Origin of the sequence: Geosporobacter subterraneus DSM 17957 (assembly GCF_900142145.1) — a bacterium.
Lineage (GTDB): Bacteria > Bacillota > Clostridia > Peptostreptococcales > Thermotaleaceae > Geosporobacter > Geosporobacter subterraneus.
On sequence record NZ_FQZV01000014.1, the window covers coordinates 16,351 to 39,151 of the forward strand.

A 22,801-nucleotide genomic window follows, 5' to 3' on the forward strand; every position below is an offset into this window, starting at 1 on the left:
ATTACCGAAGATTTTTTCTTATGAGGAAACAGGAGGTCTACTATGAAAAGTCAAGGAAAAGCAAAAAGGAAAGTTCATTTGGGAGAATTCTTTATTGAAAAAGCCCTTCAGCTTTTTGCTGCAATCTCTATTCTGACGACAATTGCCATTATATTTACTTTATTTCAGGAAACCTTTATCTTCTTTCAGGAGGTATCCATCATTGAATTCTTCACCAGCAAAATGTGGACGCCTACCTTGCATCCGAGAAATTTTGGGATTCTTCCATTACTGGTAGGAACCATGATGATTGCATTAGGGTCAAGTATCATTGCATTGCCTTTAGGTTTGTTTACGGCTATTTACCTTAGTGAATATGCCCATAAAAAGGTACGTAGCGTGGTAAAGCCAGTATTGGAAATACTTGCAGGTATTCCATCAATCGTTTATGGTTTTTTCGCATTAACCTTTATTACACCCATATTGCAGAAAATACTGCCTCAAACCCAGGTTTTCAACGCAGCTAGTGCCAGTATAGCGGTGGGGATTATGATTACACCTATGGTGGCATCTCTCAGTGAAGATGCAATGATGGCCGTCCCAGACTCAATCCGCCAAGGGGCCTATGCCCTTGGGTCTACAAAATTTGAGGTAGCCATGAAAGTCATTGTACCAGCCTGCTTATCCAGTATTGCTTCTGCTTTTGTTTTAGCTATTTCCAGGGCTGTCGGAGAAACGATGATTGTGGCCATTGCGGCGGGGGCAAGTCCTACATTGACCTTTAATCCTCTCAAGAGTATACAGACCATGACGGGATTCATGGTAAACATAAGTCTTGGGGATATTCAGCATGGAACCATTGAATATAAGACGGTTTTTGCCGTGGGGGCTTTGTTGTTTGTCATAACCTTTATGATGAATATCGTCGCCAAGCTGATCGTGAATAAGTATAGGGAGGAATATTGATGGAAATCAATACGCAAACCAATATGCATACCATAAAAAGGAAAAACAACATTAACAGTAGAAAGTTGAAAAATAAAGTCTTCCATGGATTTTTAATCCTTGCCACCACAATGAGCATTATCGTACTGGCATTGTTATTATATCAGATTTTTAGTACAGGATTTAAATATCTTAGCTTTGATTTTCTCAATAACATGCCCTCCAGGTTTCCCCATAAGGCTGGGATCAAATCAGCTCTGGTGGGAAGCATATGGGTAATTTCTCTAACTGCCCTATTCTCTTTCCCATTAGGTGTAGGGACTGCTATTTACCTTGAAAAATATTCCAATAGCAAATCGTGGCTTAACAAGCTGCTACAAATCAATATTGCCAATCTGGCAGGGGTTCCATCTATCGTATATGGAATGCTGGGATTAGCAGTGTTTGTCCGTTTTTTCAATTTCGAAAGGAGTATTTTATCGGGAGCATTAACCCTGACCTTGTTGATTCTGCCGGTCATTATCGTAGCAGCCCAAGAGGCGATTAAAAGCGTACCGGACTCTTTAATACAAGGTTCTTTTGCTCTGGGGGTTACCAAATGGCAAACCATAACCGGTGTTGTGCTGCCCTATGCCCTGCCAGGAATTCTGACAGGTACCATTTTAGCCATTTCAAGAGCTATGGGAGAAGCGGCGCCATTGATTATGGTTGGAGCTGCAGGGTATATTGCATTTATGCCCAGCGGACCTATGGATTCTTTCACTGTACTGCCTATACAGATTTTTAACTGGACATCCAGACCCCAAGCAGAGTTTCAGAATATTGCAGCAGCGGGCATTATTGTACTGATGGCATTGCTGCTGACCGCAAATGCAACGGCAATTATACTGAGAAACAAATACCAAAACCGAACGGATTAATTAAGCTGCAGGAGGTAAGTCATGGATTTGAAAATAAAAGTAGAAAGCTTGAATTTCTATTATGGTGCTTTTCAAGCTTTAGAAGATATTCATATGAATGTGCATGAAAATAAAATCACCGCTTTGATTGGTCCTTCAGGCTGCGGTAAGTCCACCTTTATCAGAACCCTGAATCGAATGAATGATATGATTGAAGGGACCAGAGTGGAGGGAAGCATTTTATTAGATGGTGAAAATATACTGAAAAACGAAACCGATGTGGTAGATTTGCGGAAGCGTGTAGGGATGGTTTTCCAAAAACCCAATCCTTTCCCCAAAACCATCTATGAGAACGTAATCTATGGGCCAAAGCGTCATGGCATAAAAAATAAGAGCCAATTAGACGAGCTGGTAGAAAAGAGCTTAACAGGAGCAGCTCTTTGGAATGAAGTAAAGGATAAACTTCACCAATCGGCATTAGCTTTATCGGGGGGACAACAGCAGCGATTATGTATTGCCAGATGTCTGGCTATGGAACCGGAAGTTTTACTGATGGATGAACCAACCTCTGCTTTGGATCCTATTGCAACCCAAAAAATTGAGGAGTTATTTGAAGCACTTAAGAAAAAATATACCATTGTAATCGTAACTCATTCTATGCAGCAAGCGGGACGTATCTCTGACTTTACAGGATTCTTTTTAAATGGAGAACTGCTGGAATATGGAGAGACTGATGTATTGTTTACAAAGCCAAGGGATAAAAGAACGGAGGACTATATTACAGGAAGGTTTGGGTAAAGAGAGAGGAGGTTAGAACATGAGGGAGCAGTTTTCCAAGGAACTACAATCCCTAAAGGATATGTTTACACAAATGGGACAAAAAACCCGTGATGTAATCGAACTGGCAATTATATCTTTAAAGGAGCACGATTTAGGGAAGGCCAATAAAGCTATCAGGCTGGATGATGAGGTTGATGAATTGGAGAGGGAAATAGAAAATAAATGCATGTCTTTGATTGCCTTGCAACAGCCTATAGCAAAGGATTTAAGGAGGATAGGAACGATTCTGAAGATCATCACCGATATTGAAAGAATCGGGGATTATGGAGTAAATATAGCAAAGATCACCCTGAGCATTGGAAACGAAGCCCATGTAAAACCTTTAATCGATATCCCTAAGATGGCAGACCTGGTAAAAGATATGTTAAAACTGACTATTGAAAGCTTTGAACAGGAAAATATAAACATGGCCAAGGCCGTAATACAAATGGATGAACAAGTGGATTTGTTATATTCAAAAATCAATCAAGATTTACAGGAGATAATGGCAAATAATCCGGCTGCGTCGAAACAGGTTACATCCCTGCTGCTGATCGGCAGGTATTTTGAACGGATGGCTGATCATACTACCAATATTTGCGAGCGAATAATATTTATGGTTACCGGAGACCGGATTGATATTTGTTAAGCTTTGGTATAGAATATAACATGGTATGGTGATACTAAAATATAAAAATACGGTGTTATATTTGGAAGAGAGAAGGGGATTAGATGCAAGGCAAGCTTAACAACGAGGATATCATGCGGCTGAAGCTGGTAAGCAAATTTTTCAAGGGCTTTGCGGATTATAGCCGTTTGTGTATATTTGAGTGTCTGATGGAAGGGGAAAAAACCGTTACAGAAATCATTGATTTTACAGGTTTTAGCCAGTCAAAAATATCAAACCACTTAAAGTGCTTGAGAGAAAGCGATTTGGTCGATGCCAAACAGGATGGCAAATTTATTTATTATAATATCAAGGATGAGAAGATAAAGAGGATACTGTCCCTGGCCAATGAGCTGCTTAAGGATGTTTCGGAAGAGAAATACAATTGTATGAAGTACTAAGCAATAATTAAATCTAATCTCATATATTAAGGAGGAGCATCATGAAGAAGAAGGTAGCATTTGTATGTATTCACAATTCCTGTCGTTCCCAAATGGCAGAGGGCTGGGCCAAGCACTTAGGCTCAGATGTATTGGAAGTTTACTCTGCAGGAACAGAGGAGTATCATGAGGTAAAGCCATTGGCTGTTCAAGTGATGGAAGAGGCCGGGGTAGATATGAGCGGGCATTATCCAAAGCTGTTAACAGATATTCCCGAAGAAATAGATATATTGATTACCATGGGATGCGGTGTAGTATGTCCCTTTATACCCTGCAAGCATGAAGAGGATTGGGGCTTGACAGACCCCTCTGGGGGCCCGATTGAGGGGTTTAGAAACACAAGGGATTTGATTCGGGATAAAGTCGTTGATTTGATCGAAAGAGTGAAGCGAGGAGAGCTATAGAATATATTAAAAAAATAGTTTAAAGCAGGGAAAAAATGTAGGGAGCGACCCCTGGTCGTTCCGGAAAGAGGGCAGGACTTGTGTCTGCCCGTTTTTATTTGCAAAGATATGTTATAATCAAAGTAGGAGGGGAATACTCTGTATAGGTTTATAGAGAAGGGAGAGTGTGATCATGCAAAAAATAGATAGTAAAGAGGTTTATAAAGGTATCATTATTCGTGTAGAGAAGGATAAGGTTCGTTTAGAAAACGGGGTAGAGACCTATCGTGAGTCTGTAAGACACCGGAACGCAGTTGCAGTGGTAGCATTAGATGAAGAAAACCACCTGTTGATGGTGGAGCAGTATCGATATCCTATTGGGTGCAAGCTGATGGAACTGCCTGCAGGTCTGATCGATGAGGGAGAAGAACCCCTGGAGGCTGCCAAAAGAGAGCTGAAGGAAGAAACCGGTCATGGTGCAGAGGCGTGGAGGCTGCTGACAGAATTTTATCCTTCCGGTGGTGTTCATGACGAGAAAATATACATATATTTGGCCACAAAAATCAAGGAGGTTTCAAAACCCCATTTGGATGGGGATGAAATATTGACCTCTCATAAAATTCCCTTTAAGGAGTTGCTGAAAAAGATAGAGCTTGGGGAAATTCAAGATGGAAAAACGATAATTGGGGTATTGCTAACGGAAAAATTTATATAAAACAACTGGAACCAATTTACAGATTTCTGCGTCTTAAATATAAAGAATATTTGTAAAGGACGTGATGAAATGAAAAGAAAGGGATTGATGCTGGTTTCAATTCAACTCCGGAAAATCTCTATATTGCAGTAAATCGTTATGAATTGGAGCAGCTGTCGTTTCCGAAAATAAACCAAACAGAAGGGACAACGGAATCAAGCAGAATTATGCCAATCTATGACCACAATACGGAAGTTTACCGTTTTAAACTGGAAAATGGCGAATTTTAGTATGCTGATAAAGGCAAAGTGCCAGGCCAAATTCTAAATCAATTTTCTATGGACGAGGACGAGAAGCATTTCAGAATCGCTACGACTACTGGGGAAATGTGGCGCAGCGATGAATTCACTTCTAAGAACAATGTATATATTTTAGATGAGCAAATAAAAAGGGTAGGAAAATTAGAAGGGTTTGCTCCTGGAGAGCGTATATACGCTATGGGATTTGTGGGAGCAAAAGGCTACATGGTAACCTTCCGGGAGACGGACCCGTTCTTCGTGCTAGATCTAAAGGAGCCTAAGGAACCAAAAATGCTGGGATATCTAAAGATTCCAGGATACAGCGATTATCTGCACCCCTATGATGAAAATCATATTATCGGTTTTGGGAAGGAAGTCATGGAGGTGAAAGGTGCGGCACTGCAGGCAGGCATGAAGATCGCTGTATTTGATGTCCCTGATGTGAGTAAGTCTGTTGAAAAGTTTAAGTTATTAATATAAAACATGATGTGCTGTAGTAGCAGGTTTCCATGCCCGCCACTCTTATTTATCCCTGTTTTGTTAAGAACTGTAGGAGGGCAATGATATGTGATTGCGAAAAAGCGGGCAGACACAAGGCCTACCCCTACCCTAGAACAAAGATGAAATATAACTAAAAAATGCAAATCTTCAAAATATGCATTTTATTATTTAGCTAGTCGGACAGCCGTGCCATAAACCAATATTTCTGCAGCTCCCTGCATGATAGCGGAGGAAGAATACCGCACGTTTACAACTGCGTCGGCACCCATTCTCTGTGCTTCCTCCACCATTCTTTCCGTCGCCATTTTCCTTGCATCGTTCAGCATATCGGAATAACCTTTCAACTCACCCCCTACAAGAGTTTTCAATCCTGCAGCTATGTCCTTGCCCAGATGCTTGGATTGTACTGTACTGCCTTCCACCAGGCCTAGCACCTCACTGATTTGCTTGCCGTGTATAGATTCCGTATTAACGATTAACATAAGCATCCTCCTTTTCATAGATATGTGATTGAGAATCCTAATTTATATCCGGAACGACGAGGGCGTCGATCCCTACCTTTCTGTATTATGTTTGCGTAGGGAACTGTGCCCTCACAGTTCCGTTGAATATTAAACTACTCAATATCACACTGCTATAAGAATAACTTTTCTATTATAATATGCCCACAAACAAGGATTCAAAACAGAAAGCAAATTTTTAAAGACGTATTTCTCTAGAATAAGGAACAAAGCAGTCCAGACAGACCTTTTTTTCATTCTGGAGCCTGATTTTATGCTCGGGAGCCTGCTCGCCGCAGATTTCGCAGGTAACGCTGTTAAAGATCCGAGCCTCTTCCGGTAGCTGAAAGCTGGGGACTTTAAACTGAAATAAGCTGTCTGGATTCATAGCCAAAATCTCCATCATTCGTGAATGCTTGTCCGTTCCGTGAGGGCTGCGGCTTTTGTGATAGACGATCCGAATACTTTTTCCGGAAGGACGGTGAAAAAAGGTAAAGGCTTGTTTTCCTGTACCACGATAGATTAGATTCCCTTTTCCAAAAGTACAGCCGGTTACCACCTGTACTGCATCCACGCCGCAGGCATCATTTTCTGTAACACAGACCAATTCTTCATCGGAAGAACGATTTATTTTCAGCTTTTCCAATGCTGCAAGGGCAGCTTTAAAGCCAATGGCTAGTCCTGGACAGGCATGTCCATGAAAATCTATACTTTTTTCCCAAAGTAAATGGTCCATAAAACCCCTCCCTAATATTTATAATTTCAGTATAGTTCAGCTATATGTAGGTGTCAACGATACTGATTTTGACCAAATCCATAGCCCGTGATATAATTTACCAGAGATTGAACCCGTCCCAAGGAGGGAATAAACATGCTGATTGACAGTCATATTCATATCGCCCTAAATGGTATAGACATAAGTCATACAAAGGAAATGGATAACCGGGAGACAAAGGTAGCATGGATTCGAAAGGTTTTACGAGGATATAAGGAAAAAGGGATTTATATACTGAGGGATGGGGGCGATGCTTTTGGCTTTTCTGCCATTGCCAGGGAGATTGCCCAGGAAGAAGGAATGATCTATAGGACCCCTGTCTATGGATTATATAAAAAGGGATATTACGGAACCTTTATCGGAAAACCGGTTATGGGTCTGGAAGATTTTCAGACAGAATTTCAGGATCTGATGACACAAAAACCGGATCATTTAAAAATTCTGCTGACGGGATTAGTCAGCTTTGAACAATATGGAAAAATAGGAGCTACAGCCTTTACAAAAAAAGAAATGTCTTATATGAAAGCAGCTGCCCATGCACAGGGCATACCTGTAATGGTTCATGCCAATGGATCTGAAGGGGTACAAAGAGCCATTGATGCAGGAGTAGACACGTTGGAACACGGTTACTTTATGACAGAAAGAGAGCTGCAGGGACTGGCCGAAAAGGATATCTTATGGATTCCTACCTTAGCACCCCTAGGAAATCTAGTAGATAAGCAGGATAATAGGTTTTTAAAGGAGCTCCCTATTATAGAAAAAACCTATTTGCATCATCAGAATCTCATTCGCAGGGGATTGGAGATTGGCGTAAAAATTGCCATTGGCAGTGATGCAGGAGCTTACGGTGTACCCCATGGGACTGGTATTTTTGACGAGATGAACCATATGATAAAGGCGGGAGTTGGGAAAGAGAAAGTTCATGAAATGACCTATACCAATGGATTGAAGGCATTGGCAATATGCCCGGAAGAAATAGGAACCCTCCTCTCGGGAAATAAAAATTTCTTTTACGATGCGTGCGGTATCTTCTGGGAGGGTAAATAGAGGATAATAAACCCAGAGGCCCAATAGCATAAGTATTGGGATGCAAACCGCGGAGCAATGAAGACACATTCCAATATCGATAGAAAGAGAGGGCAGATCAATGAAAATTACCATTATTTATTCAGAAAAAAGTGGTAAACATCCGGAAAATATATTCCAAATGAAAACCGATAGCCGATTTGCAAATGTAAAATTTATACCCCATTTGAAAGATGAACCTCTTGCGTGCAACCTGTGCGGGAAAAAGTGCTATTGGTGCCGGGGGCAATATCCATTGGATTTTTCAGAGCATATCCAAGAACTTATCGAACTCCCTGATATATATCCCCTATTTGTGGATGAACCGCTGGAGTATCTTCCCAAAACATTTTTGCCTAGTGATGTTTTTGTCGTAATTGGTGTTCACCAGGATATATTGGTAGAACTTCCCCGCCTGATCAATGAGGCCGGTGGAAAGGCAATTCTTGTACCTTGTGAAGGTTCTGACTGGGTGTCCCGTTGGACAAGGGAAAAAACCATAGAGGAATGTGAAAGGTTTGGCTTGGAATATGATTTTCCAAAGCCTTTTTGTGCTATGAAAAAGGGAAAATTTGAGACTATCAATCGGTTTATGGACTTTTTTAGAATCGGTAAGCCTAAAATACGTCTTTATATAGATGAGGAGGATATCATTCGAAAGGTAGATGTGCTGGTATCTGCCCCCTGTGGAAACGGATATAATATAGCGAAGCATCTTTTAGGAGTCAAGCTAGGGGAAGATGCAAAGAAGTGTGTAGCTAAGTATTGGCACAGTTTTCCCTGTATGGGAGGTATGCAAATTGACCCGGAGTTAGGAGATACGATTCTCCACATTGGTGGTTATCTTCACTACAATGCATTAGATCATGCAGAGATTGTCAGAATTCAAAAAAATCGAGAATAAGTAAAATAACACAAATAAACAAGGTGGATTTTTCCGCCTTGTTTATTTGATACTATATGGAATTTTTATAATATCGTTTTGCACTACATTATCCCAAAATCTTAAGTGGCTGTATTTCCCATATAAAGCTAAGGTGCCATCTTTAACCTTTCCTTTAACGGCATCCAATTTGATGATGGATAGTTCATCCTTTAATGCAGGTATCGTTTTAAAAACATTGAATAAATCCGTAAAATCCGAGGCATCTTCTGTAATTGACAATGATTTTTCAGTTTTTCCGCTGCAGACCGGGCAGGTGAAGTTATAGTGCAGATCACAGCTATTGGGGCTCTTTTCCTCTAGAAGCATTTCTGTAACAGGAACTTGGTTTGTACAGCCGCACTTTGCAAATACCATGATAGGATACTTGAATTCTAGGCTCTTCATAATATTCCTCCCTTACACTTATAGATGTTAGCCATAAAACAGTAAATGAAGCCACTGCAGAATGAAAGAACAGGGCTTGATAAGATATGTAAAAATGTAATATATTGTATAATATAAAATTATCATAAATATTCAAAAAATTCAACTTGATTTTATGTTGAATTATTGAAAAATCAATACAATTTAAAAAATAGCAAATAATCTTTAGAATAAGGGAATGAAAATAAAAAACATTGACAACACCGTAACAATATGATAGACTTCTCTTAGCTTAAAAAATGAAAACATACTAAACAAGACAACTAACCATGAAGGTTAAGCTAGGGTTGAAGAACTGCCCTGTGGCTGCCGCATGGTTTTTTTATTGTGTGTGCATGCATCAGACAGATATAAAAACAGCCATTCCCTCCCTGCGATCATTATTCAAAAGGAAAGAAAAGTTAAAATGATCGTAGGGATTCCCTAATATGTTTCAAGTTAGATTCAATTTAATAGTGCTGCGATTAGCCAAATAACCGGGGTGTAAGGGGATTTGGCATTTTGTCATGCAAAAAAAAAAGCATTTTTCATGTTGAAAAAACAAATATAATACAAAAAATATATAGATATTACAAACGTCTTCTTTACAGGTGTATTATAATACTAATTAATAAAAAATATTTTGAAAATACCAGTCAAGTTTATGAAGAACCCTTTTATACTAACATTATCTTATGACGAGGAGGAAATCCTTTGCAGCCTATATGGATGGCAGAAAATTGAATACATAATACAGTATAATGTATTAAAAATTTATTATACAATTTGTTTGATAATTAACTAAGTCTATGCTACAATGAAATCGTACATAGGATTATAATTCGATAAAGTGAAAAACTGATGATTTAGAAAAGAAAACACCTATTTTTTTTTAAGAAAAACGTTAAAAAAATAACAAATATATTTAGCTTTCACTATCGAAAATGGTCTAGTGGAGGAAAGTATTACCACTCTGAAATAGAAAACTATTTGTTTTTTTAGAATAAATGTTAAAAAAATAACGTCACATTTTGTCAATTATCTAGGAACACAGGATTCCTAGTAAAAATATAGGGGGGACACTATGAGCGATCAATTTATTTCGATTTATCAAACCAGTGAAGAACAACTTTTAGAAAAAGCAGTACAAGACGGCGTTGAAACCATGTGGGATAGAAAGGCAGCCATGAAGGCACCTTGCGGTTTCGGGGAAAAAGGGATTTGTTGTAGAATTTGTGCAATGGGACCTTGCCGTATAAGTCCTGTTGCCGGTAAAGGCGCACAGAGAGGAATCTGCGGAGCTACTGCTGATGTAATTGTGGCAAGAAACCTTGCAAGAATGGTTGCAGCTGGAACTGCATCCCATTCAGATCATGCAAGAGATATTGCTCATGTGATGCATATGGCGAGCAGAGATGGGAATTTTAAAATAAGAGATGAAAAGAAATTATTAGACCTGGCTAGTGAGTGGGGTGTAAAAACAGAGGATAGAGATATTTATGAAGTCGCCCATGAGGTTGCAGAAATTGCTTTAAATGAGTTTGGCAAGCCCTTTGGCACACTGAGATTTTTGGAAAGAGCACCAGAAAAGAGAAAAAAGGTTTGGGATGATCTACAGATCAGGCCAAGGGCCATTGATCGGGAAATAGCTACTATTCTGCATTCAACCCATATTGGATGTACAGGTGATGCAGAAAGCTTACTGCATATGTCTATGAGAACAGCTTTAGCAGACGGCTGGGGCGGGTCTATGATAGGTACCGTGTTTAGTGATATTTTATACGGAACACCAGTACCAAGAGAGACTGAGTCAAATCTTGGGGTATTGGATGAAAAACAAGTAAATATCATCCTGCACGGACACGAACCAAGCCTTTCTGAAATGATTGTAATGGCTTCTTTAGATCCGGAAATGCAAAAATTAGCGAAAAAAGTTGGTGCAGAAGGTATTAATTTGGCAGGAATGTGTTGTACCGGTAACGAAGTTACTATGAGACATGGCGTCAAAATTGCGGGTAACTTCTATCAACAGGAAATGGCTGTATTAACAGGAGCGGTAGAGGCAGTAATTGTAGATGTACAGTGTATATTCCCTTCTTTGGTACCAATAACGGAGTGCTATCATACAAAGTTTATTACGACTTCGCCAAAGGCAAAGATTACAGGTGCAACGCATATCGAATTCCATGAGGATAGGGCTCTAGAATCTGCCAAGGCAATCGTACGAGAGGCGATCGAAAACTTTAAAAACAGAAAGAAAGAAAAAGTGTTTATTCCAACAGAAAAGTCAAGTGGAGTCGTTGGATACAGCGTAGAGGCCATCATTAAGCAGTTAGATAAAGTAGTAAATCCACATATTGATCCAATGGGTACTATAAAACCATTAGCAGACGTTATAAAGGCAGGGGTATTAAGGGGTGCAGTTGGAATCGTAGGCTGTAACAATCCAAAATCCAAGCATGATTACAGCCACATCGAGATTATGAAAAAAATGATTGCTAACGATGTTATCGTAGTGACTACCGGATGTGCAGCGCAAGCAGCTGTCAAAGCAGGCTTAACCAATAAGGATGCAAGGAAGCTGGCAGGACAGGGTTTGGCTACCGTATGTGAGTTGGTCGATATCCCTCCGGTACTTCATCTGGGTTCCTGTGTTGACATCAGCCGTATCATGACTATTGTTGGCGAAGTTGCAAAACATATGGATTTGGATAACTCTGATCTGCCGGTAGCTGGAATCGCGCCGGAATGGATGTCAGAAAAGGCCGTGGCCATTGCAAATTACGTAGTAGCTACAGGAATCGATACCTTCTTGGGAATTACACCTCCTGTAACCGGTTCTGAGGAAGTTATGGATATCATGACCAATAGAGTAGAAGCCATGACAGGTGCAAAATTCTTTATCGAAGAAGATCCACATGTGCTAGCAGATAAAGTATTAAGCCGTATTGAAGAGAAACGACAAAAACTGGGAATTTAGGTGATACGAATGAAAATTGCTATAACAGGAAAAGGCGGAGTAGGAAAAACAACATTTTCAGCAGTATTAAGCCGACTATTAGCAGATAAAGGTTATAGCGTTTTAGCAGTGGATGCAGACCCTGATGCCAACCTAGCATTGGCATTGGGGTTTCCCCATGAACTGGCTGAGGAAATTGTTCCCATCTCTGACATGAAAAACCTTGTGGCCGAGAGAACGGGGGCACAGCCTGGTACCTTCGGCACCATGTTTAAGATGAATCCAAAGGTAAGTGATATTCCTGAGAAATACTGCAAAGAATATAAAGGAGTGAAGCTCCTGACCATGGGCACTGTAGATACGGGGGGCTCTGGCTGCGTCTGTCCCGAACATGTTCTGCTAAAAACCCTGACCACCCATCTGATCATTGGTAATAAAGATGTTGTGATTATGGATATGGAGGCAGGAATAGAGCATTTAGGAAGGGGAACGGCGAAAGGAGTAGATTTTTTTATTGTAGTGGTTGAACCGGGAGAAAGAAGTTTACAAACTTACAGAAAAGTAAAACAGCTAGGGGAAGATATAGGAATCAATAAGGTATATGTAGTAGGAAATAAAGTGCGAAATAAGGAAGATGAGGATTTCATTTTGAGTCATGTTAGTGAAGAAGCCTGTCTTGGCTTTATACATTATAACCAAAATGTAATCGATTCGGACCGTGCTAATCTATCTCCTTACGATCAAAGTGAGGAGACTAAGATAGATATTGAACAAATATATCAAAAACTGAGGGGGTTTTCCGATGTACAAATCTGATATTGAAATCGCACAGGAAGCGAAACTGCAAGACATCAGAGAAATTGCCAAAAAGCTGAATCTGACAGAGGACGATTTAGAGCTTTATGGTAAGTACAAGGCAAAGGTAGATTATAATCTACTTAAAAAGGATAATGGGGGAAAAAAAGCTAAGCTGATATTAGTGACAGCCATTAACCCTACACCAGCAGGAGAAGGTAAAACAACTACAACCATTGGTACTGCCGACGCTTTATCCAGACTTGGCAAGAATACTTTGGTTGCACTAAGAGAGCCTTCTCTAGGACCCGTTTTTGGAGTAAAAGGCGGAGCAGCCGGAGGCGGATATGCCCAGGTTGTACCGATGGAAGATATCAACCTGCATTTCACAGGAGATTTTCATGCAATTGGAGCAGCAAATAACCTATTGGCGGCAATGATTGACAATCATATTTACCAAGGAAACCAACTAGGCATCGATGCTAGAAAATTAACCTGGAGAAGGGCAATGGACATGAATGACCGTCAGCTTAGAAACATAGTGAATGGCTTAGGCGGCAGAGGAAACGGCGTTCCAAGGGAAGATGGATTTGACATTACGGTTGCTTCTGAGGTAATGGCTGCTTTTTGTCTTGCCAGCGACATTATGGATTTAAAAGAAAGACTTGGAAATATCATCGTAGGTTACACGAAAGATGATCAACCGATTACCGCAAGACAGCTTAACGCACATGGTGCAATGGCGGCATTATTAAAGGATGCATTAAAGCCAAACCTTGTTCAAACCTTAGAAGGAACACCAGCCTTCGTACATGGTGGACCATTTGCAAATATCGCCCATGGATGCAACTCTGTAATCGCAACAAAAATGGCAGCTCATTTTGCTGATTATGTAGTTACAGAAGCAGGTTTTGGGGCTGACTTGGGAGCAGAAAAGTTTATAGACATCAAATGCAGAATGGCAGGTTTAAGCCCCGATGCAGTAATCATCGTAGCAACGGTTAGAGCTTTAAAATATAATGGGGGCGTTCCAAAGAGCGAATTAAATCAGGAGAACCTGGAAGCATTGGAAAAAGGACTGCCAAACCTGTTAAAGCATGTTGAAAACATTACAAAGGTATTCAATCTGCCTGCAGTAGTAGCCATCAACAGATTCCCGTTAGACACAGAAGCTGAGTTGGAATTAGTAAGAAGAAGATGCGGTGAGCTTGGTGTAAATGTAGCCCTTTCTGAAGTATGGGCAAAGGGCGGCGAAGGTGGACAGGAATTGGCTCAGGAAGTATTAAAGCTGATTGAGAAGGGCGAAGCAAGCTTAACCCATCCATATACCTTAGATATGCCAATCAAAGAAAAAATCAGAGCAATCGCACAAAAAATTTATGGTGCCGACGATGTTGTTTTTGCAGGAAATGCACCAAAAGAAATTGAGAGATTGGAGAAGCTTGGATTTGGTAATCTACCGATCTGTATGGCAAAAACCCAATATTCATTAAGCGATGATCCAAATAAACTGGGAAGGCCTACAGGCTTTACAGTAACAGTAAGACAGGTAAAGGTATCTGCAGGAGCAGGCTTCATCGTTGCATTAACCGGTGAGATTATGACAATGCCTGGATTACCAAAGGTACCATCTGCGGAGAAGATCGACGTAGATGAAAATGGAGTTATCACAGGATTATTCTAAAATCAGTAGGAAGAGACAATGTTGAATAGATAGAAACAATGGGGTACAAGGAAAAAACTGCCACAATTACATAGAATAAAAAAATTTCCTTGTACCGTATTTTTTGTAAAATATAGATGCCTTTCATCTATAAATTGTTTTTTTTAATTCTTAGATGGAAAATTATTACAATTGTTAGGATGTGAGTGTATTGAAACTAGTAGAACAAAGCTGCAGTGAATTTACGAGTCTTCTGTCTTCTAAGGCTGCGGTTCCTGGCGGAGGCGGTGCAGCTGCTTTAGTTGGAGGACTGGGCACAGCCCTTGCGGGTATGGTATGCAACTTAACTGTTGGAAAGAAGAAGTATCAACAGGTGGAAGAAGAAGTAAAAGCCATTTTGACAAAGGCAGAGCAAATACAAAAAGAGCTTTTGGACATGGTAGATGAGGATGCGGAACACTTTTTGCCCCTTTCTAAGGCCTATGGAATGCCTTCCAATACAGAAGAAGAAAAGAAAGAGAAAGAAAGAGTATTGGAAATCGCATTGAAACAAGCCTGTGAAGTGCCGATCCGGATTGTGAAAACCTGCTATGAAGCCATTAAACTCCACGAAGAGTTGGTGGATAAAGGCTCAAAGCTGGCTATCAGTGACGTTGGGGTAGGGGTTCAGTGTCTAAGAGCAGCGCTGGTCAGTGGACAGCTAAACGTTATGATCAACATAGGGATGATTAAGGATGAGGACTATGTGCAAAGAGTGAAAGCAGAGACAGAAAAACTTGTTCAAGAGGGAACCAAGATTGCAGATGAGGTATATCAAAAAGTAGAAAAAGTACTTTATGTATAAGATTTCATTATAAATAGATTATTTAAATTAAGGGGGTTTTGTAATGGGTGAAATTATTAAAGGAAAACCAGTGGCAGACAAAATCGCAGAAGAGTTAACCACAGAGATTGAGGGGCTTAAACAGAAAGGGTTTGCACCAAAGCTGGCCATTGTAAGAGTCGGCGCAAGACCAGACGATTTAGCCTACGAAAAGGGTGCATTAACAAGATGTAAAAAGGTAGGCGTAGAAGTAGATGTACATGAATTTCCACAAGAGATCACACAAGAGGATTTTATTGCCGGCGTTAAGAAACTGAATGAGGATAAGTCCGTACATGGAATCCTTGTATTCAGACCGCTCCCAAGTCACTTGAACGAAAAAGAATTGAAGCATGTAATTGCTGCAGAAAAAGATATCGACTGCCTAAGTCCTGTCAATGAAGGGAAATTGATGGAGGGTGACAAAACAGGATTGGCACCATGCACACCAACGGCGGTAATGGAGATTTTAAAGCACTATAATGTAGAATTACAAGGAAAAAATGTAACTGTAATCGGTGCATCCATGGTAGTAGGAAAGCCGGCAGCAATTCTTCTATTAAATGAAAATGCAACGGTTACAATCTGTCATATCTTTACCAAGGATACAGCAGCCATGGCTCGTCAAGCAGATGTAGTGGTTGTAGGCTGCGGCGTTCCAAGATTGGTAAAAGAAAGCTGGATTGCCGAAGGTGCTGTTGTAGTAGATGTAGGCATTAACGTAGACCCAGAGGGCAATATGTGCGGGGATGTAGATTTTGATAATGTAGTAGATAAAGTAGCGATGATTACACCGGTTCCAGGCGGTGTTGGGGCAGTAACCACATCGATACTGGCAAAAAATGTAGTGAAGGCTTGTAAATTACAGAATAACCTATAAACCTAAAAGGTGTTCTTTATATAGATAAAGTAAAAATCCATCGGTATTTATAAGGTGTATACAATATTCTTTATGTGTAAGGAGGCGTGGGGGAATGATTATATCTCAAAAAAAATCTCAGGAGGAACTGTTAGATTTTCTAAAAGGAAGCCAAAAAATCGCCATCACAGGATGCTCTCAATGTGCATCTACCTGTAAGGTTGGTGGCGAGGAGGAAATTCTTGAGCTAAAGGCATGGTTAGAGGAAGAAGGCAAAAAAATTACCGGTTATAGGGTATTAGATCCTGCTTGCAACCTATTAAAAACCACAAAGGATATAAAGAAAATGAAGGAAGAGTTAAAGGACGCCGATGCAATTCTTTCCGTAGCCTGCGGTGATGGCACTCAGACCGTAGCCAAAGCTGTAAAGCTTCCCGTATATCCAGGGGTAGATACCATGTTTATTGGAGAAATAGAGAGAGTTGGACAATATGAGGAATCCTGCAGGGCCTGTGGGGAATGTGAGTTGGGATGGACCGGTTCTATTTGTCCTATTACCCGATGTGCTAAGGGCCTTATCAATGGCCCCTGTGGCGGTGCAAAGGATAAAAAATGCGAAGTCAACAAGGAAAACGACTGTGCTTGGATTATGATCTATGAAAAGATGCGTGAGCTTGGACAGTTGGATAAATTGATGGAGGTAAGGGAGCCAAAGAACTTCCAAAAATCCAATAATCCGAGAAAGATCAATCTAAGAGAAGCCAATAAAGAAGCTGTAGAAGCCTAAGGTGGTAAAGGGGGATTAGCATGAGCTTGTTAAAAGAAACATTAGACAGAGGCGGATTTGCTGTAACCGCAGAAATGGCGCCTCCAAAGGGAACGGATTTTGCTCACCTATTAGAATGCGCTAAAGCGATAAAGGGAAGAGTTCATGGTGTTAATGTAACGGATTTTCAATCAGCGGTTATGCGTGCAACATCTTTAGTTACCTGCAAGCTTTTAAAGGATGAAGGATTAGAGCCTGTGCTGCAGATTACCGGAAGGGACAGAAATAGAATCGCCATTCAAGGAGAGCTTCTTTCTGCCAGTGTATTTGGTATTAAGAACGTTTTATCCTTAACGGGAGACCATACTGTAGTGGGAGATCATCCACAAGCAAAGCCTGTATATGATTTGGACTGTATTGGTATTCTTCAGGCAGCTACCATTCTTGCCGGGGGGAAAGATATGGTAGGAAATGAATTAAAAGGAACACCGGAGTTTTATCTGGGGGCCTCCGTTACACCGAGATTTGATCCGCTGGATGTTCAAATCTTCAAGATGGAGAAGAAAGTGAAAGCAGGGGCAAGATTCTTCCAAACACAAGCAGTGTATGATTTGGAAACCATGAGAGTGTTCAGAGAAAAGACAAAGGGTATGGACGCAAAAGTACTTGCCGGTATTATACCCCTTAAGTCTGTAGGAATGGCAAGATTCATGAACAACAATGTACCAGGCATCCATGTACCGGAGGATGTAATCGCCAGAATTAAGGCTGCAGAGGATAAGGTAAAGGAAGGTATTCAGATCGCCGGTGAGTTTATCAGACAGTTAAGGGAAGAAAATCTCTGTGATGGCGTACATATCATGGCCATTGGGGCTGAGGAAAATGTACCTGCCATTCTAGATGCAGCAGGACTATAAGCGAATTGAGGTGGAAGGCATGAAAATCGTAGTGATTGGCGGGGGTCCTGGAGGCTACGTGGCAGCCATTAAAGCAGCAATGATGGGTGCAGAGGTCACCATCGTTGAAAAGTCAAAGGTTGGAGGTACCTGTCTGAATGTAGGATGTATTCCTACGAAAACTCTGTTGGCTTCCTCGGAGATATTAGAAGCCGTAAGGGAAGCAAAGGAATTTGGCATTAATGTCATGGGAGATGTTGCGATTGATTTCCCTGCAGTGATGAAGCGCAAGGATAAAATTGTTGAGCAGCTGGTAAAGGGCATAGAATTCCTATTTGAGAGCAAGGGCGTTAAACTGGTAAGAGGCTTCGGAAAATTAGCGTCAAACAACAAGGTAGAAGTAGCCCTGGATGATGGGACTAAGGAAATACTGGAAGCAGACAAAATTATTCTTGCAACAGGGTCAGTACCGATCATACCCGGCATGTTTCCTTATGACAGAGAACATGTGATTACCAGTGACGAGGCGTTGTTTCTACAGGAGGCACCTCAGTCTCTGCTCATTGTTGGAGGCGGCGTAATCGGCTGTGAATTTGGCCAGTTTTTCAGCAAAATGGGAACAAAAGTCACAATAGTCGAAATGGCGGAACAATTGCTGCCCTTTGAGGACGAAGATGTGGCAAAGCAGTTGTCAAGGGCATTTAAAAGAGATAAAATGAAGATGATACATGGTGAAAAAATTGTCAATTGCGTTGTGGATGGAGCAGTAGTAAAGGCTACACTAGAGAGCGGCAAGATGATTGAAGCAGAAAAGGCACTGATCTCTGTGGGTCGCAAGCCTTATCTGGAAAATATGGGACTGGAAGAAGCAGGTATTGAAGTCAGAAATGGAAAGATTGTTGTAAATGAACAAATGGAAACTACGGTACCAGGTATTTATGCTATCGGGGATATCGTAGACAGTCCTTTCCTGGCTCACGTAGCTTCTAAGGAAGGCTTAGTTGCTGTAGAAAACGCCATGGGCAAGAATAAAAAGATTAACTATAAGGCCGTGCCCCGGTGTGTGTATACCGATCCGGAGGTAGCTGCAGTGGGTTTAACTGAAAAACAGCTCATGGAAAAGGGCATCGAATACCATGTAGGCAGATTTGAATTCAGAGGCTTGGGAAAAGCCCAAGCCATCGGTAAGTTCCAAGGCTTTGTAAAGGTTCTTGTAGATCACCAGGATAAAATCATCGGTGCATCTGTGGTTGGACCTCACGCAACGGACTTGCTGGCAGAACTGACAGTAGCAGTACACTTAGGATTAACGGCTGAGGAAGTGGGAGACGTGATTCATCCTCATCCCACATTATCAGAAGCTTTGATGGAAGCACTGCATGATGTGCATAAAGCCTGTGTTCACTCATTGTAAAGAATAGGTCTGTTAAGAGACCTGTCTTCAATCAGAAAGCATATGCTGTGAATCCGGAGAGCTTTTGTATATTACAGAACTGGGAGGAAACTTATATGGGTTATACAATTGCTGTAGCTGGAAAAGGTGGTACAGGAAAAACAACATTGACAGGTCTTTTAATAGATTATCTGGTAAAAAGGGGAGATAGACCGATTTTGGCTGTTGATGCCGATGCCAATTCAAACTTGAATGAGGTTTTAGGGCAAGTGGTGGAGGCCACCATCGGAGAAATAAGAGAAGAGGTAAGTCAAAGAGAGCTGACGGGAAACAGCTTTCCAGGGGGCATGACAAAGGCACAATATCTGAAGTATCGCTTAAATACTGCTTTGATTGAAGGCAGTGGATACGACCTTTTGGTTATGGGAAGATCAGAAGGTCAAGGATGTTACTGCTATGTGAACGGAATTCTTAGAGAACAAATTGATTCTCTGTCAGATAGCTATAAATATTTAGTGATAGACAATGAAGCAGGGATGGAACATCTCAGCAGAAAAACAACCAAACACATCGATACCCTGCTGCTGGTCAGCGACTGTTCCAAGAGAGGCATCCAGGCAGTAGGCAGAATTAAGGAATTGGTCAAGGAACTGGAGCTGCAGGTATCCAATATCTATCTGATCGTAAATCGAGCACCTGAAGGTAAGCTTGAAGACGAGACAATCCGAGAAATCGAGAAGCAGGGACTCAATCTATTAGGGGTGGTTCCTTTAGATCAAATGGTTTTTGAATATGATGCAAAAGGAATACCAACGGTAAAAATGCCAGAGGACACGATATCTAAAAAGGCACTAACAGAAATATTTTCAAAACTAGACTTTTTAAAGTAATAATTTAAGGGGGCGATTTTAGTGGCATTTAAAATGTCAGTACAGGGCTTTAAAGGAAAAATAGGCGAAGTAACCATTGGAACCGGATACAAGGCAATCACTTTAGGAGGCCAAAACGCTGTGGCTTTTTTCGAAGCAGAAGGTGAAGGCGCCAATTTACCAAAGGTGGGGTTAGAGATTTTAGACATTTATCCTGAGGAGTGGATTCCATCCCTACAGGAGATTTATAAGGATGTAGCGCAAGACCCTGCACAGTGGGCGAAGTTTGTTGAAGAAAAATTCAATCCTGATTTTATCTGCCTACGATTTATGGGAGCAGATCCAAACGGGTTAAACAAGCCTGTTGAAGAATGTGCACAAATCGCAAAAGCTGTGGCAGAAGCCATTTCTTTACCGCTTGTCATAGCAGGAACCAACAATCATGAGAAAGATGCAAAGCTTTTTGAAAAGGTTGCAGCAGCCGTAGATGGACATAACTGCTTATTCTTAGCAGCTACAGAAGATAACTATAAGGCAGTGGGCGCAGCAGCAGGTTTGGCTTATCAGCATAAGGTTGGGGCTGAGTCTTCTGTTGATATCAACCTTGCAAAGCAATTAAATGTTCTATTGGGGCAATTAGGGGTTAAGAATGAAGATGTAGTGATGAATATAGGATGTGCAGCAGCCGGCTATGGCTTTGAGTATCTAGTATCTACGATGGATCGTATTCGATTGGCTGCTTTGGGACAAAACGATAAGACGCTGCAAATGCCTGTTATTACACCGGTAGCCTTTGAAACCTGGGGCGTAAAAGAATCTATCGCAGAATTAGAAGATGCTCCAGAGTGGGGTGCAAGAGAAGATCGCGGTATTGCCATGGAGGTTTCTACAGCCGCCAGCATCATCACCGTTGGTTCTGATGCAGTGATCCTACGTCATCCAAAATCACTGGAGACATTGAGAACCTTTATAGGGGCTTTAGTATAGGCAAAAGTTAAATAACAGGAGATTTATACCAAGTGAAATTGAATTTGAATAAGGGGGAAAGAAAAATGGCTTTAACGGGATTAGATATATTTAAATTGACTCCAAAAACAAACTGTAAAGATTGTGGATTTCCAACTTGTTTAGCATTCTCCATGAAGGTTGCGGCTGGTGGAGCGGAAATCAGCAAATGCCCGCATATGAGTGCAGAAGCACTGGATAAATTATCAGAAGCAACAGCGCCGCCAATGAAAACAGTAAAGATTGGTAAAGGGGAAACGGAATATGCCCTTGGCGGAGAAACAGTCCTTTATCGTCATGAAAAGACCTTCGTAAATAGAAACAGATTTGCTGTAAGCTTTAAGGATTCCATGACTGCCGAAGAGATTGCTGCCAAATTAGACAACATGAAAATGGTTGACTATGTAAGAATCGGTGAGGCAATGAAAGTAGAAATTGCAGCCCTCCAGTATACAGGCAACAAGGATGCTTACATAGCTTTAATCAAGCAAGTGAAAGAAAGCGGATTAAAGGTTGTATATATGCTGGTATGCCAAGATGCTGCAGTACTTCAGGATGCATTGGCTCTTGTGAAGGATGAAAACCCAATTGTTTATGGTGCAACCAAAGATAACTATGAAGCAATGGTGAACTTGGTGAAGGCAGATAAGCTGCCACTGGGATTAAAGGCAGCCAATTTAGAAGAATTATACAATCTGGTAGAGAAGGTACAAGGTCTGGATTATAAAGAACTGCTCCTGGGAACAGAAGCAGACAATATTAAGGATGCAGTACAAAGCACACTGCAAATCAGAAAAATTGCATTAAAAGAACAGGATAGAAAGTTTGGCTATCCATCGGTAGTATTTGCAAATGAATTGGCTAAGGGCGATAAATATCTTGAAATCTCTCTAGCTTCTCTGCTAACTATAAAATATGGTTCCATCATCGTACTGGAGGATATTGACTATGCAAGAGCATTGCCATTGTTTGCATTAAGACAAAATGTCTACACAGACCCACAAAGACCAATGAGAGTAGAACCAAAGCTATACCCACTCAATGGGGCTGATGAAAATTCACCGGTATTAGTAACCGTAGACTTTGCACTTACCTACTTTATCGTAGCCGGAGAGATTGAAAGATCTAAAGTTCCCGTATGGTTGGCAATTCCTGATGCAGGAGGTTATTCTGTATTGACAGCATGGGCAGCCGGCAAATTTGGCGGCAGCAGTATCTCCAGCTTTATCAAGGAGAGCGGTGCTGAAAAGATGACAAACAACAGAAAGCTGATCATTCCTGGAAAGGTAGCTGTATTAAAGGGCGATATCGAAGACAATCTGCCAGGCTGGGAGATCATGATTGGTCCGGACGAAGCAATGCACCTGCCACAATTCTTAAAGAAATTAAAATAAATATGTTTTAAATAGGGGAGGAAGAC

The 22,801-nt window shown here is 41.0% G+C and carries 23 protein-coding genes and 1 pseudogene; 21 read left to right on the forward strand and 3 right to left on the reverse strand.

The features are described from left to right. Positions 1-42: 42 nt before the first annotated feature. The 8 genes and pseudogenes from pstC to BUB56_RS06130 all read left to right on the forward strand — a co-directional run. Positions 43-945, forward strand: coding sequence for a phosphate ABC transporter permease subunit PstC (gene pstC / locus BUB56_RS06095; protein WP_110940486.1), 903 nt, complete (start codon positions 43-45; stop codon positions 943-945). Then, on the forward strand, positions 945-1,844 hold the full coding sequence (pstA, locus tag BUB56_RS06100) for a phosphate ABC transporter permease PstA (protein ID WP_207650405.1): 900 nt from the start codon (positions 945-947) through the stop codon (positions 1,842-1,844). Before pstC ends, pstA begins: the two co-directional genes overlap by 1 nt. Positions 1,845-1,865: 21 nt before the next feature. Beyond that, the gene (gene pstB, locus BUB56_RS06105) at positions 1,866-2,621 is read left to right on the forward strand and encodes a phosphate ABC transporter ATP-binding protein PstB (RefSeq protein WP_110940487.1); all 756 of its coding nucleotides are present in this window, start codon (positions 1,866-1,868) and stop codon (positions 2,619-2,621) included. A 19-nt stretch (positions 2,622-2,640) separates the two neighbouring features. Next, entirely contained in the window at positions 2,641-3,291 is a 651-nt protein-coding gene (gene phoU / locus BUB56_RS06110) for a phosphate signaling complex protein PhoU (protein WP_110940488.1), read from the forward strand. 83 nt (positions 3,292-3,374) lie between these two features. Then, on the forward strand, positions 3,375-3,710 hold the full coding sequence (locus BUB56_RS06115) for an ArsR/SmtB family transcription factor (protein ID WP_110940489.1): 336 nt from the start codon (positions 3,375-3,377) through the stop codon (positions 3,708-3,710). Between the two features lie 41 nt (positions 3,711-3,751). Further along, positions 3,752-4,153, forward strand: coding sequence for an arsenate reductase ArsC (locus tag BUB56_RS06120; RefSeq protein ID WP_110940490.1), 402 nt, complete (start codon positions 3,752-3,754; stop codon positions 4,151-4,153). A gap of 172 nt (positions 4,154-4,325) precedes the next feature. After that, complete coding sequence (locus BUB56_RS06125) at positions 4,326-4,847, forward strand: NUDIX hydrolase (RefSeq protein ID WP_110940491.1); 522 nt, start codon at positions 4,326-4,328, stop codon at positions 4,845-4,847. 281 nt (positions 4,848-5,128) lie between these two features. Continuing rightward, a pseudogene (locus BUB56_RS06130) lies at positions 5,129-5,605 on the forward strand (beta-propeller domain-containing protein); the annotation flags it as partial. Positions 5,606-5,790: 185 nt separating this feature from the next. On the opposite strand, the gene BUB56_RS06135 reads toward BUB56_RS06130, so the two are convergent. Then, positions 5,791-6,108, reverse strand: a complete 318-nt coding sequence (locus BUB56_RS06135; protein WP_110940492.1) for a YbjQ family protein — start codon at positions 6,106-6,108, stop codon at positions 5,791-5,793. Positions 6,109-6,325: 217 nt separating this feature from the next. Beyond that, complete coding sequence (locus BUB56_RS06140; RefSeq protein WP_110940493.1) at positions 6,326-6,862, reverse strand: FmdE family protein; 537 nt, start codon at positions 6,860-6,862, stop codon at positions 6,326-6,328. Positions 6,863-6,997: 135 nt separating this feature from the next. Between BUB56_RS06140 and BUB56_RS06145 the strand changes: the two genes are divergently transcribed. Continuing rightward, positions 6,998-7,948 carry an amidohydrolase family protein gene (locus BUB56_RS06145; protein WP_110940494.1) on the forward strand — a complete coding sequence of 317 codons (951 nt, stop codon included), beginning with the start codon at positions 6,998-7,000 and terminating at the stop codon, positions 7,946-7,948. 100 nt (positions 7,949-8,048) lie between these two features. After that, the gene (locus BUB56_RS06150) at positions 8,049-8,870 is read left to right on the forward strand and encodes a DUF166 domain-containing protein (RefSeq protein WP_110940495.1); all 822 of its coding nucleotides are present in this window, start codon (positions 8,049-8,051) and stop codon (positions 8,868-8,870) included. 42 nt (positions 8,871-8,912) lie between these two features. Here the strand turns inward: BUB56_RS06150 and BUB56_RS06155 are convergent, their stop codons facing one another. Continuing rightward, a complete protein-coding gene (locus tag BUB56_RS06155) occupies positions 8,913-9,296 on the reverse strand; it encodes a hypothetical protein (RefSeq protein ID WP_110940496.1) in 384 nt (127 codons plus the stop codon). Positions 9,297-10,398: 1,102 nt separating this feature from the next. Here BUB56_RS06155 and cooS point away from each other — a divergent pair. The 11 genes from cooS (at position 10,399) to acsC (ending at position 22,775) form a co-directional block, all read left to right on the forward strand. Continuing rightward, on the forward strand, positions 10,399-12,294 hold the full coding sequence (gene cooS, locus BUB56_RS06160) for an anaerobic carbon-monoxide dehydrogenase catalytic subunit (protein ID WP_110940497.1): 1,896 nt from the start codon (positions 10,399-10,401) through the stop codon (positions 12,292-12,294). Positions 12,295-12,303: 9 nt separating this feature from the next. Further along, the gene (locus BUB56_RS06165) at positions 12,304-13,089 is read left to right on the forward strand and encodes an ATP-binding protein (RefSeq protein ID WP_110940498.1); all 786 of its coding nucleotides are present in this window, start codon (positions 12,304-12,306) and stop codon (positions 13,087-13,089) included. Beyond that, positions 13,076-14,752 carry a formate--tetrahydrofolate ligase gene (locus BUB56_RS06170; protein WP_110940499.1) on the forward strand — a complete coding sequence of 559 codons (1,677 nt, stop codon included), beginning with the start codon at positions 13,076-13,078 and terminating at the stop codon, positions 14,750-14,752. Before BUB56_RS06165 ends, BUB56_RS06170 begins: the two co-directional genes overlap by 14 nt. A 190-nt stretch (positions 14,753-14,942) precedes the next feature. Beyond that, on the forward strand, positions 14,943-15,575 hold the full coding sequence (locus BUB56_RS06175) for a cyclodeaminase/cyclohydrolase family protein (RefSeq protein WP_110940500.1): 633 nt from the start codon (positions 14,943-14,945) through the stop codon (positions 15,573-15,575). 43 nt (positions 15,576-15,618) lie between these two features. Further along, complete coding sequence (locus BUB56_RS06180; protein WP_110940501.1) at positions 15,619-16,473, forward strand: bifunctional 5,10-methylenetetrahydrofolate dehydrogenase/5,10-methenyltetrahydrofolate cyclohydrolase; 855 nt, start codon at positions 15,619-15,621, stop codon at positions 16,471-16,473. A 94-nt stretch (positions 16,474-16,567) separates the two neighbouring features. Beyond that, positions 16,568-17,239, forward strand: a complete 672-nt coding sequence (locus BUB56_RS06185; protein ID WP_110940502.1) for a methylenetetrahydrofolate reductase C-terminal domain-containing protein — start codon at positions 16,568-16,570, stop codon at positions 17,237-17,239. Positions 17,240-17,259: 20 nt separating this feature from the next. Continuing rightward, positions 17,260-18,135, forward strand: coding sequence for a methylenetetrahydrofolate reductase (locus BUB56_RS06190; RefSeq protein ID WP_110940503.1), 876 nt, complete (start codon positions 17,260-17,262; stop codon positions 18,133-18,135). Positions 18,136-18,154: 19 nt separating this feature from the next. After that, complete coding sequence (gene lpdA / locus BUB56_RS06195; RefSeq protein ID WP_110940555.1) at positions 18,155-19,528, forward strand: dihydrolipoyl dehydrogenase; 1,374 nt, start codon at positions 18,155-18,157, stop codon at positions 19,526-19,528. Positions 19,529-19,623: 95 nt separating this feature from the next. Beyond that, positions 19,624-20,397: an ATP-binding protein gene (locus BUB56_RS06200; RefSeq protein ID WP_110940504.1), complete on the forward strand. Its 774-nt coding sequence runs from the start codon at positions 19,624-19,626 to the stop codon at positions 20,395-20,397. Between the two features lie 21 nt (positions 20,398-20,418). Continuing rightward, on the forward strand, positions 20,419-21,363 hold the full coding sequence (gene acsD / locus BUB56_RS06205; RefSeq protein WP_110940505.1) for an acetyl-CoA decarbonylase/synthase complex subunit delta: 945 nt from the start codon (positions 20,419-20,421) through the stop codon (positions 21,361-21,363). Between the two features lie 65 nt (positions 21,364-21,428). Continuing rightward, positions 21,429-22,775: an acetyl-CoA decarbonylase/synthase complex subunit gamma gene (gene acsC, locus BUB56_RS06210; protein WP_110940506.1), complete on the forward strand. Its 1,347-nt coding sequence runs from the start codon at positions 21,429-21,431 to the stop codon at positions 22,773-22,775. Positions 22,776-22,801 lie beyond the last annotated feature (26 nt).